Origin of the sequence: Pseudomonas syringae (assembly GCF_021606685.1) — a bacterium.
Taxonomy (GTDB): domain Bacteria; phylum Pseudomonadota; class Gammaproteobacteria; order Pseudomonadales; family Pseudomonadaceae; genus Aquipseudomonas; species Aquipseudomonas syringae_R.
In genome coordinates this window covers 19,911-30,927 of the sequence record NZ_WKCB01000066.1, presented here as the reverse complement: position 1 = coordinate 30,927, position 11,017 = coordinate 19,911, and the positions used below count along the sequence as shown (strand labels likewise).

Genomic DNA, 11,017 nt, shown 5'->3' with positions numbered 1-11,017 from the left:
GTCGAACAGTGTGTGTGTCGTCTCGCCGCGATGGAAGGCAAACGCCGCCTCCAGATCACTTTCGATGGTGCGCCCACGGGACAGCGGCGGCAGCTCATCCAGGGCGAAGAACCCCACGTCGGTGGTTTCGAACCCGGCCATCGGCGCCAGTTGGTCCACGCGGTCACACAAAAAATACAACTTGTAGAAGTCGCGCACATCCGGCTGGTACAAGCCCTTGGCCTTGTGGGTAACGCTGTACAGCGCCCGTGCGGTGACCGTCAGCCCGGCTTCCTCGCGTATCTCTTTGACGATGTTTTGCGCCGCCGACAAACCGATATCGGCGTACCCGCCCGGCAGGGCCCAGCAGCCGTCGGTCAACTCGCGCACCAGCAAAATCCGCTCGCCCTCGATGACTGCGCCGCGCACATCGATCATCGGCGTCGAGTAACGTTTGGCAAAGTCCGTGACCAACCCGGTGATGCGCTCCAACGGCACATTGCCCAGTTGCGCGAGCATGCTGTGGGCAATCTCGGCAATTTCTTCCAGGCGTTCGCGCTCGAAATCATCGGTGCAAAAGTGCAGCCCGGTGGAGGCCAGCGCCTGCAAGCGTTTGGCCTGGGCCAGCCAGGTGTTTTCCATACGAGCCTCGTGAGTCGGCGAAGGGGAATGTTCGAAGGGTGCAATAGCGGGCACAAAAAAACCACCGCAAGGGTGGTTTTTTCACAGCACAGGTTTACTCGCCGCGATAGATGCAGCCGCTGGTGCAGGTCTCGTGGATGCGGATCGCGCTGAGTTCTGGCAGCAGGGGTTTCAATTCGGTCCAGATCCACTTGGCCAGCACTTCGCTGGTGGGGTTTTCCAGGCCTGGGATGTCGTTGAGGTAGTTGTGGTCGAGGCGCTCGTAGAGCGGCTTGAAAATCGCCTTGATCTCTGAGAAGTCGCGAATCCAGCCGGTATGGGGATCGAGGTCGCCGCTCAGGTGGATCGCCACCTTGAACGAATGCCCATGCAGGCGCCCGCATTTGTGGCCGTCCGGTACGTGGGGCAGGCGGTGGGCGGACTCGAATGTAAATTCTTTGAAGATTTCCACAGTGTTTTCAGCTCGGTCAGTATCTGGCAGGCGGCGAGTTTAACAGCTTGATCCCTCTGCGCGCATACCGCTGGGTCAGAGGGCCTGCAGACGCTCGCCGAGCCCACCGTTATCGGCCAGTTGCAGAAACTCATCGCCCAGCCGCCGGCTCTCACTCATCGCGGTTTGCCAGTATTTGTTGCGGCTCGGGTCGTCGCCCATGAAGCGCTTGAAGTCACTGCGGTCCGGCAGTTTGCCGTGGGGCAGGCGGGCCAGGTAATCCTTGGACGGCGCCAGCAGCAACACGTCCTGCAGGCCCTGTGGGTTGCTGCGTCGCCACGGCAGGCCCTTGTCGAACCAGCCGGGGATGACCCGGTCGGTGAAGTGCGGGTAAAGCACGATGTCGTCGCCGTGGTAGGGCAGGTCGAGGTGATAGTCCAGCAGGCCGCCGTCGCGGTAGGTGCCCGCGCCCGCGCCAGGCAGGTCGCGCACGCCTTGCATGACCATGGGGATAGAGCCCGACGCCAGCAGGGCCTGGCGCAGGTTGCCCAGTTGCAGGTGCAGAAAGCGTGACGGGAAATCCTTGAGCGCATGCACCGGCGGTGCCTGGCGCGGGTCATGGAGGATCAGCCGTTCGAAATGCCGCGCCAGTCGGGCACGCCCGCGCAGGTTGTCGGCAATCACCGACGACAGGCCCAGGCCGAGGCGCCCGCGATGGTCGTCGGCGAGCAGACCGTGACTTTTCACCACCATGATGTTCAGGCGGTAGTCGGGGTTGTCCAGCACCCGCGCATCGCGGCCGGCCAGCAGGTCGTCGAGCATGCGCTGGCAGCTCTGGCTGACCTCGGCCATGGTCACGCCCTTGGCAAACCGCTGTTCGTTGTACAGGCGGCCGAGGTCCAGCAGGCCTTGCACCGGGTCGGGCAAGCAGGCACTGGCAAACCGCCAGGAGCCGATGGACGCGCCGATCAACGCGCGTTCGCGAGGCGCGCGGGGCAGCCAGTCGCCGAACAGCGCCAGGTCCAGGCCCTGGATCCCCAGCGCCTTGGGGCCACCGGCGGCACCGGGCAGGATGCCGACATCGGCCGGCGCCAGGCCCTGTTCACGAATGCGCGAAAACGCGCGTTTACCGGCCTTGAGGGTCAGGGCGGGAAATTTGATGTGGATGGCTGTCATACCGGTCTCAGTTGAAGCGAACGGGCAGTATAGAAAAATCTCGCGCGATCTGGGAAAAGGCTTGCCTGAAATTGCCATGGTGGCAATTCAGTTTCAGTTAAGTTGCAGCGGGTACTGTGGCGGCGTAGGAAAAATCTAGTAACGGAGACTTATCATGACGCGCCTCACAGCACGGGTCGCCGCCGCTATCATCGCTTCCATCGCCACCCAGGCCGGCGCCGCGGACCCGGACAAACCACTGAGTGTGCCCGCCACTGTTACTATTGTCGCTTTCGATCAGCTCGAAGCCACGGCCCAGGCGCTGCACCCCGGTTCGACCGTGCTGGACACCGACCTGGACGAGGCTTACGGCAAGTACGTGTATGAAGTCGAACTGCAGGATGCCAGCGGCATTGAATGGGATATTGAATTGGACGCGCTCACCGGGCAGGTTCTCAAGAATCATCAGGATACGTAATGAAGGTAAATTTACGCGCCGGCAGTCGAGTGGCGTTGCTGCTCATGGCTTTTTGCTCAAGCCTGGCGGCCCGCGACCTCAACCAGGATGAAGCCTTGGCTCTGCGCCAGCAGGGCGTGATCCTGCCGTTGGAGCAATTGCTGCAGCAGGCCATGGCGCGCTATCCCGGCTCCCGGCTGCTGGAGGCTGAGCTGGAGAAAAAGCACGGCCAATATGCCTACGAGGTGGAACTGGTGACCACCGAAGGTGTGGTGCGCGAGATCAAGCTGGATGCACGCACCGGCGTGCTGATCAAAGACGAGGAAGACTGATGCGCCTGCTCCTGGTGGAAGACAATGTACCCCTGGCCGATGAGCTGCTGGCCGGCCTGCAGCGCCAGGGCTATGCCGTCGATTGGCTGGCCGATGGGCGCGACGCCGCGTATCAGGGCCGCAGCGAGCCCTATGACCTGATCATTCTTGACCTCGGCCTGCCCGGTTTGCCGGGGCTTGAGGTGTTGGCGCAATGGCGCGCGGCGGCGCTGGCCACTCCGGTGCTGATCCTCACCGCCCGCGACTCCTGGGCCGAGCGCATCGAAGGGCTCAAGGCCGGTGCCGACGATTACCTGAGCAAACCCTTTCACCCCGAAGAGCTGCACCTGCGCATCCAGGCCTTGTTGCGCCGTTCCCATGGCCAGGCCAACCAGCCCACCTTGCAAGCCGCCGGCCTGCACCTGGATGAGGGCCGCCAATGCGTATTGCGCGATGGCGATGAGATCCAGCTCACCGCCGCCGAATTTCGTCTGTTGCGCTACTTCATGCTGCACCCCGAACAGATCCTTTCAAAAAGCCACCTGGCCGAGCACCTGTACGACGGCGAAACCGAGCGCGACTCCAACGTGCTCGAAGTGCACGTCAACCATCTGCGCCGCAAGCTGGGGCGCAGCGTGATCGAAACCCGACGCGGCCAGGGTTACCGGTTCGGCGCCAGCCCTGCATGAAGTCGATCCAGCGACGCCTGAGCCTGGGCCTGATCAGCGTGATGGTGATTGTCGGCCTGGTGCTGGCGCAAACCAGCCTGTGGTTGTTCGAGGCCGGTTTGCAGCGTTACCTGGAGGCAGGTTTGCGCAATGACAGCGAGAACCTGCTGGTGGCCCTGGTGCGTGGCCCCCACGGTGTGCAGTTGGATGAGCAGCGCCTGTCGCCGGCCTACCAGCGGCCGTTTTCCGGGCATTACTTCCGTATTGATTTTGCCGACAGCCATTGGCGCTCCCGTTCACTGTGGGACCAGGAGCTGCCTCAGTTGCCCGAGGTGGGGCTCAAGGGCAATCTGCAATTGGGGCCGGAAGGCCAACAACTGCTGGTGCTGCGTTCGGACTACAAGCGTTTCGGCCAGCGGATTTCGATCAGCGTGGCCCAGGACTACACCCCCGTGCGCGAAAGTTTCCGCCTGATGCGTCGGATCGGTCTGGTGCTGGGGGCGGCGGCGTTGCTGCTGGTGTTGATCCTGCAACGGGTTACGGTGCGCCGGGCCTTGCGCCCGCTGGAAACCGCGCGCGAACAGATCGCCCAACTGCAACAGGGCCAACGCTCGCAACTCGATACCCACGTGCCTCAGGAGCTGGAGCCGCTGGTGGCGCAGATCAACCACCTGCTGGCCCATACCGAAGACAGCCTCAAGCGTTCGCGCAACGCCCTCGGCAACCTTGGCCACGCCCTGAAAACCCCGCTGGCGGTGCTGTTGAGTGCGGCCTCCAGCGAGGCGCTCAAGGACCGCCCCGAGCTGAGTACATTGCTGCGTGAGCAGCTGGAACAGGTGCAGCGACGCCTCAACCGTGAACTTAACCGCGCGCGTCTGGCCGGTGATACGTTGCCCGGTGCCTTGTTTGATTGTGAACAGGAACTGCCCGGCTTGCTGGCGACGCTGAACATGATCCACGGCGACCACCTGGACCTCAGCTACCGCATCACCCCGGGCCTGCAACTGCCCTGGGACCGTGAAGACCTGCTGGAGCTGCTTGGCAACCTGCTGGACAACGCCTGCAAATGGGCCGACGCCGAAGTGCGCCTGACCGTCAGCGAGACGCCAAAGGGCTACCAGCTGGCCGTGGAAGACGACGGCCCTGGTATCCCCGAAACCCAGCGCGACCAAGTGTTCAGCCGTGGCGCGCGTCTGGACGAACAGATCGACGGGCATGGCCTGGGGCTGGGGATCGTGCGGGATATCGTCGAGGTGTGGGGCGGGGTGCTGCGGTTGCAAGAGAGCGAGTTGGGCGGGCTTAACGCCGTGGTTGAGCTGCCCAGGCGGTAAAGCCGACACCTGTGAACATCATGTGGGAGCGCGCTTGCTCGCGAAGGCGCAGTATCAGTCACCCAAGGGGGTGACGGGTCTAGCGTATTCGCGAGCAAGCCCGCTCCCACAGGGGAACCGCTTTGTCTTTCAGACTCGGAACTGGTCCATCAACCCCTGCTGCTGATTTGCCAGGCTGTTCAACGCCTGGCTCACCCGCGCCGACTCGTTGGCTTGCTCCGACAGCGACTCGGTCACGTCGCGAATCGTTGCCACATTGTTGTTGATCTCCTCGGCCACCGCGCTTTGTTCTTCGGCGGCGCTGGCGATTTGCAGGTTCATGTCGCTGATCACCGTGACCGCTTCACCGATCTGGCGCAACGCGGTGACCGCCTGGCCGACTTGTTCGACGCTGCCCTGGGCCTGGCGATAGCTGTTGCCCATGGAGCCGACGACCTCCTGGGTGCCGCTTTGCAATTGCTCGATGACCAGGCGGGTTTCTTCCACCGACTCCTGGGTGCGGCGTGCCAGGTTGCGTACCTCGTCGGCGACCACCGCAAAGCCACGGCCGGCCTCACCGGCGCGGGCGGCTTCGATTGCGGCGTTGAGCGCCAACAGGTTGGTTTGCTCGGCAATGCCACGGATCACTTCCAGCACTGAACCGATCTTCTCGCTGTTGGCGGCCAGGCCTTCGACCTGGGCCATGGCGGTGCTCATGTCCGCGGCCAAATGTCCGATGTTGCTGGTGGTGCGGTCGATCACGGTGAGGCCGTCGCGGGTGGCCTGGTCGGCGTCACGTGCGGCTTGCGCAGCCTGCGCGGCGCTGCGGGCCACGTCCTGGGCGGTGGCGCTCATCTCGTGGGACGCAGTGGCCACCTGGTCGACCTGGCGGTATTGCTGCTCCATGCCGGCGCTGGTTTCGGTGGCGATTGCGGCGGACTGGTCGGCAGTGCCTCGGGCGTCCTGTACCGAACGTTTTACCTCGGCGATGATCGGTTGCAGCTTGTCGAGGAAGCGGTTGAACCAGCCGGCCAACTGGCCCAGCTCATCGCGCTTGTCATAGGCCAGGCGCCGGGTCAGGTCGCCTTCGCCGCTGGCGATGTCTTCCAGCATGTGCGCCACGCCGAGGATCGGCCGGGTCACGCTGCGCGCCATCAACCACACCAGGATCAGGCCCACCACGGCGGCCAGCAGGCCCAGGCTCATTTCCAGCAGGGTGCCGCGGGTGTTGTCGGCGTCCATCTGCGCTTTCAGCGCTTCGGCCGGGCCCACCAAGACCTTTTCTGGCACATCCAGCAACACACCCCACGGCTTGCCGTCGGGAATCGGGGCAAAGGGCGCGAGCACTTTGAGTTGATGGTCGGTGCGCAGGCTGCGGATCTGCGTACTGCTCGCCAGGGCGCTGATCACCTGCGCGCCGTGGGCGCTGTCGACCTGGTCCAGGCGTTGGCTGAGTTTGCTAGCATCCGCACTGTAGCCGGCAAGCACACCGGTGGGGCTGAGGATGCTGACCTGGGTCTGGCCGTCATACAGTTTTTGGCTGGCCTGCTGGCTCACGGCCTGCAGGCTGTTGAGGTTGATGTCCACCGACAGCGAGGCGATGACTTTGCCATTCACCATCAATGGGAAAACGATGCTGGTCATCAGCACGGTTTGCCCCTCGATCGTGTAGAAGTACGGTTCGATCACGCAGGGCTTGAGGGTACTGCGCGGGCAGGTAAACCAGGCGTTGGCCTTTTCACCGCTCGGGCCGATGCTGGAGTCGGACATGTCGCTTTCGGGCAGCGCCATCGACGTCAGCTTGCCGGGCGTGGGCTGCGACCAGTACAGCGCGAATCGGCCCTTGTCGTTGCTGCCCAGTTCGGCCTGGTCTGCGAACAACTCGTCCTTGCCATCCAGCGCATTGGCTTCGAACACCAGGGACAGCCCGAGCAAATCCGGGTTGGCCTGCAGCGCGGCCTTGACCTGGCGGGTCAGGTCTTCGCGGGTGTCGAACGCATCGAGGAAGCGCTTTTCGGCCTGCTCGCGCAAGAACAGCACCTGACGGGCAAAACCATGGCCATATTGGTAGGCGTCCATGAACTGCCGGCGAATGCCCAGCGCTTGCACTTCACCCTGGGCCTCTATACGCGCTTGGGCAGCTTCATCGAGCATCTGCATGCTGGACGCCTTGACCTGCTCCGAGCTCTGCGCCATGCGATACAGCGACAACCCCACCAGCAGGGTCACGATCCCCAGCAGGCACAGGCCGGCGAGCAGGGTGATTTTCCATTGAATGGAGAGCTGCCTAAGCGACATCGAGACATCCTTACCTGAAAACACATAGAGCCGTTTTATCGGCCGATTTCTGCTTTTCTTAATCAAACGGTCAATTTAATTTTGGTGGCAGCGAGCATGTTCTGTTGATGGGTTTTTTGTGGCGAGCGAGCTTGCTCGCGTTGGAGTGCGTAGCGCTCCCGCTTTTGGGAGCCGCTGCGCAGCCCCGCGCGAGCAACAAAAGCCTTCGCCCCACAGCAAGCACCGCCACCACAGGGTTTTGACATGCGCGCCTCGCTGCTGCAAAGTGCGCGCCCTCTAATAAGACCTCCTTCAAGCCTGCACGCTGGCAGCCACCCGATGGCCGCCTGGGCGCTGGCATGCCTGTTTTTTATGTTTCTGCTTGAGGTAACCATGATTAACGCAGTCATCGCCGCGGTCGGCACCATGCTGGTGCTCAGCTTGTCCCGCGTGCATGTGGTCATCGCCATCATCGTCGGCGCCCTGGTGGGCGGCCTCACCGGTGGCCTGGGCATCGAGGCCACGCTCAACGCCTTCAACGGTGGCTTGGGCGGTGGTGCGACCGTGGCCTTGTCCTACGCCTTGCTCGGTGCTTTCGCGGTGGCAATTGCCAAGTCCGGCCTCGCCCATGCCCTGGCGGACAAGGCGCTGCTGCTGGTGGATCGCCAGGAGGCGACTGGCGGCAATCATGTCAAATGGTTGCTGATCGGCCTGCTGGGGGTAGTGGCGATTGCCTCGCAGAATATCCTGCCGATCCACATCGCGTTTATCCCGCTGCTGGTGCCGCCGCTGCTCTACGTGCTGACCAAACTGCAATTGGACCGTCGCCTGATTGCCTGCGTGATGACCTTCGGCCTGATTACGCCGTACATGTTCCTGCCGGTGGGCTTCGGCAATATCTTTCTCAACCAGATCCTGCTGGCCAACGTGGCCAAGAGCGGGGTGGACATCAGCCAGGTCAACGTCACCCACGCCATGAGCCTGCCCGCGTTGGGCATGGTGGTCGGCCTGCTGGTGGCGGTGTTTATCAGCTACCGCAAAAAGCGTGTGTATGACCTGGAAAAAATCGAACGGGTCGAGCAGGTGGCGGTGCACTACAACCCGCTGACCTTGCTGGTGGCCGGCCTGGCGATTGCTTCGGCGTTCATCATCCAGTTGTGGCTGGATTCGATGATCATCGGCGCGCTGGCCGGGTTTCTGATCTTTTCGGTGTCGGGCATTGTGCGCTGGCGCGAGACCGATGATCTGTTCACTGAAGGCATGAAGATGATGGCGATGATCGGCTTCATCATGATTGCCTCGTCGGGATTTGCCGAAGTGCTCAAGGCCACCGGCGACGTGCGCTCGCTGGTGGAGGCCTCGGCGGCGTTCATCGGTCACAGCCGTGGCGTCGGCGCGTTGTTGATGTTGCTGGTGGGGTTATTGGTGACGATGGGGATCGGCTCGTCGTTTTCGACCGTGCCGATTCTGGCGGCGATCTTTGTGCCGTTGTGTGTGCAACTGGGGTTCAGCCCGGTGGCCATTGTGTGCATCGTCGGTACGGCGGGGGCGTTGGGGGATGCGGGGTCGCCGGCGTCGGACTCCACTCTGGGCCCGACATCGGGCCTGAACATCGACGGCCAGCACCACCATATCTGGGACACCGTAGTGCCGACGTTCCTGCACTACAACATTCCCTTGCTGGCGTTTGGCTGGTTGGCGGCGATGAGCCTCTAATCTTCGCGCAAAGCGGGCCTGTTGTGGCGAGCGGGCTTATGTGGCCAGTTGGATTGTGTGACGAGCAGGCTTGTGTGGCGAGCGGGCTTGCCCGCGTTGGGTGGCGAAGCCGCCCTAAACCCTGACACCGCGGTCTTCCCTGGAAAAATGCGGTGAATGTGTTGGGGCGGCTTCGCCACCCAGCGCGGGCAAGCCCGCTCGCCACACAAGCCTGCTTGTCACATGAGCTAACTGGCTACACAGGCCAAGTGACCACACAATCCAGCTGGCCACACAAGCCAACTGAGCACACAAGCCAGCCCACTACAGGCAGTATTGTCCTACAGAATCAGCGCCGCGGGCCGATAGCCTCTCAAGCCGCCTAATAAGAGAGAAAAAGCCATGCGTCTGAGTTTAAAGGTCAAAGTCCTGTCCCTAGCCGTCGTCCCGGTGCTGCTGTTTGCCGTGGTGATCAGCCTGACCACCGTCTGGATCCTGCAAGTACAGGCCCACAACGAGGTGGAAGAAACCCGCCAGCGCCTGCTCAACGACGCCAAAGCCACCCTGCAAAGTTATGTGGAAGTGGCCATGTCCACCATCAAACCCCTTTACGACGCAGCCGCCCCCGGCGATACAGCGGCGCGGGCCCAGGTGGTCAAGCTGCTGTCCAACACCAGCTACGGCAAGGACGGCTACTTTTTCGGCTACGACTCCGACACCATCCGCCTGTTCAAGGGCAACAGCCCCGACGGCGTAGGCAAAAGCTTCAAGGACAACCGCGACCCCAACGGCGTCTACGTCAACCGCGACCTGGTCAAGGTCGGTAAAGACGGCACTCACTACCTGCAATACAGCTCCACCCAACCCGGCCAGACCGAACTGGTGCCCAAGATGGGTTACACCGAATACCTGCCCAAATGGGACATGGTGATCGGCACCTCGGTGAACCTGGATGGCATCGAAGCCCAGGTGGCGGTGGTCGAAGCCAAGGTTGAAAAGCGCATGGAAGGCGTGCTGCTGAGCATCCTCGGCGTGGCCGTGGTGGTGTTGCTGGTGATTGCCGCGGTCGGCATGCTGCTTGCCAATACCATCCTGCGCCCGCTGCACTTGATGAAAGCCAACCTCGACGATATCGCCGCAGGCGAGGGCGACCTGACCCGCCGCCTGGCCATCACCAGCCAGGATGAGCTGGGCGACCTGGCGGGCGCGTTCAACCGCTTTGTCGACAAGATCCACGGCCTCGTGCGCCAGATCACCGAAATGACCTCGCAGCTCACCGGGCTGGTCAGTCAGGTGTCCGACCAGGCCCAGCGCTCCGAGCAGGCTATGGAACGTCAGCGTCACGAGACGGACCAGGTGGCCACCGCGATCAATGAAATGTCTTCCGCCGCCCAGGAAGTGGCGCGCAGTGCCCAAGGCGCTTCGGTCGCCGCGCAGCAAACCGACGTCGAAGGCCAGGCCGCCAAGCGTGTGGTGGACGGCAGCATCGCGCAGATCCACGCGCTGGTGAACGACATCCGCAGCAGCGGCGTGTCCCTGGACAGCTTGCAGCAGGATGTGTCGTCGATTGTCAGTGTGCTCGGCGTGATCCGCTCGATTGCCGAGCAGACCAACCTGCTGGCGCTCAACGCCGCCATTGAAGCCGCGCGGGCCGGGGAGGCCGGGCGCGGGTTTGCGGTAGTTGCCGACGAAGTGCGCGCCCTGGCCAGCCGCACCCAAACCAGCACGCAGGAAATCCAGGGCATGATCGACCGCCTGCAAAAGGGCACCGAAGCTGCCGTCGATGCAATGCGCCGTTCCAGCGATGCGGGTGACGGCACCTCGGCCCAGGCCAACCAGGCCGGGGCTTCGCTCGATACCATGGCGCAGTTGATCGGCACCATCAACTCAATGAACGCGCAGATCGCCAGCGCCGCCGAAGAGCAGACCGCCGTGGCCGAGGAGATCAACCGCAGCGTGCATCAGATTGCCGTGGCGGTGGACAGCGTCGCCGATGAAACCCAGCTCGGCGCCCAGACCTCTCGTAGCCTGGCGGACCTGGGCCAGCGACTGGGGCAGTTGGTGGGCCAGTTCAGGATCTGATCAACCCTGGC

General features: G+C 63.0%; 10 protein-coding genes and 1 pseudogene. 7 read left to right on the top strand and 4 right to left on the bottom strand.

The features are described from left to right. The 3 genes from GIW02_RS21150 to GIW02_RS21140 form a co-directional block, all read right to left on the bottom strand. On the bottom strand, positions 1–621 hold a 621-nt coding region (locus GIW02_RS21150; RefSeq protein WP_236419512.1), incomplete at its 3' end, for an NUDIX hydrolase. A gap of 94 nt (positions 622–715) precedes the next feature. Further along, positions 716–1,072, bottom strand: coding sequence for a 6-carboxytetrahydropterin synthase QueD (gene queD / locus GIW02_RS21145; protein WP_017736453.1), 357 nt, complete (start codon positions 1,070–1,072; stop codon positions 716–718). 75 nt (positions 1,073–1,147) lie between these two features. Continuing rightward, complete coding sequence (locus GIW02_RS21140; protein WP_236419510.1) at positions 1,148–2,227, bottom strand: patatin-like phospholipase family protein; 1,080 nt, start codon at positions 2,225–2,227, stop codon at positions 1,148–1,150. Between the two features lie 154 nt (positions 2,228–2,381). On the opposite strand from GIW02_RS21140, the gene GIW02_RS21135 reads away from it, so the two are divergent. Genes GIW02_RS21135 through GIW02_RS21120 form a run of 4 tightly spaced genes read left to right on the top strand, consistent with a single transcriptional unit; the run spans position 2,382 to position 4,973 of the window. Continuing rightward, complete coding sequence (locus GIW02_RS21135) at positions 2,382–2,684, top strand: PepSY domain-containing protein (RefSeq protein ID WP_236419509.1); 303 nt, start codon at positions 2,382–2,384, stop codon at positions 2,682–2,684. Further along, on the top strand, positions 2,684–2,995 hold the full coding sequence (locus GIW02_RS21130) for a PepSY domain-containing protein (RefSeq protein WP_236419507.1): 312 nt from the start codon (positions 2,684–2,686) through the stop codon (positions 2,993–2,995). The genes GIW02_RS21135 and GIW02_RS21130 overlap by 1 nt, the downstream gene beginning before the upstream one ends. Then, on the top strand, positions 2,995–3,663 hold the full coding sequence (locus GIW02_RS21125) for a response regulator transcription factor (RefSeq protein ID WP_027603141.1): 669 nt from the start codon (positions 2,995–2,997) through the stop codon (positions 3,661–3,663). The genes GIW02_RS21130 and GIW02_RS21125 overlap by 1 nt, the downstream gene beginning before the upstream one ends. Beyond that, positions 3,660–4,973 carry a sensor histidine kinase gene (locus GIW02_RS21120; protein ID WP_236422047.1) on the top strand — a complete coding sequence of 438 codons (1,314 nt, stop codon included), beginning with the start codon at positions 3,660–3,662 and terminating at the stop codon, positions 4,971–4,973. Before GIW02_RS21125 ends, GIW02_RS21120 begins: the two co-directional genes overlap by 4 nt. 129 nt (positions 4,974–5,102) lie before the next feature. On the opposite strand, the gene GIW02_RS21115 is transcribed toward GIW02_RS21120, so the two are convergent. After that, complete coding sequence (locus GIW02_RS21115; protein ID WP_236419735.1) at positions 5,103–7,250, bottom strand: methyl-accepting chemotaxis protein; 2,148 nt, start codon at positions 7,248–7,250, stop codon at positions 5,103–5,105. Between the two features lie 375 nt (positions 7,251–7,625). Between GIW02_RS21115 and GIW02_RS21110 the strand changes: the two genes are divergently transcribed. The 3 genes and pseudogenes from GIW02_RS21110 to GIW02_RS27390 all read left to right on the top strand — a co-directional run bounded on the left by GIW02_RS21110 (position 7,626) and on the right by GIW02_RS27390 (position 11,006). After that, positions 7,626–8,945, top strand: a complete 1,320-nt coding sequence (locus tag GIW02_RS21110) for a Na+/H+ antiporter NhaC family protein (protein ID WP_236422048.1) — start codon at positions 7,626–7,628, stop codon at positions 8,943–8,945. Between the two features lie 381 nt (positions 8,946–9,326). Beyond that, positions 9,327–10,148: pseudogene (locus GIW02_RS27395) on the top strand (cache domain-containing protein); the annotation flags it as partial. Between the two features lie 36 nt (positions 10,149–10,184). Continuing rightward, entirely contained in the window at positions 10,185–11,006 is an 822-nt protein-coding gene (locus GIW02_RS27390) for a methyl-accepting chemotaxis protein (RefSeq protein WP_456362088.1), read from the top strand. The last annotated feature ends 11 nt before the right edge of the window (positions 11,007–11,017 follow it).

Coding starts and splice junctions, on each gene's coding strand:
- GIW02_RS21140 (WP_236419510.1), bottom strand. CDS start 2,227: ATGACAGCCATCCACATCAAATTTCCCGCCCTGACCCTCAAGGCCGGT.
- GIW02_RS21135 (WP_236419509.1), top strand. CDS start 2,382: ATGACGCGCCTCACAGCACGGGTCGCCGCCGCTATCATCGCTTCCATC.
- GIW02_RS21130 (WP_236419507.1), top strand. CDS start 2,684: ATGAAGGTAAATTTACGCGCCGGCAGTCGAGTGGCGTTGCTGCTCATG.
- GIW02_RS21125 (WP_027603141.1), top strand. CDS start 2,995: ATGCGCCTGCTCCTGGTGGAAGACAATGTACCCCTGGCCGATGAGCTG.
- GIW02_RS21120 (WP_236422047.1), top strand. CDS start 3,660: ATGAAGTCGATCCAGCGACGCCTGAGCCTGGGCCTGATCAGCGTGATG.
- GIW02_RS21115 (WP_236419735.1), bottom strand. CDS start 7,250: ATGTCGCTTAGGCAGCTCTCCATTCAATGGAAAATCACCCTGCTCGCC.
- GIW02_RS27390 (WP_456362088.1), top strand. CDS start 10,185: ATGACCTCGCAGCTCACCGGGCTGGTCAGTCAGGTGTCCGACCAGGCC.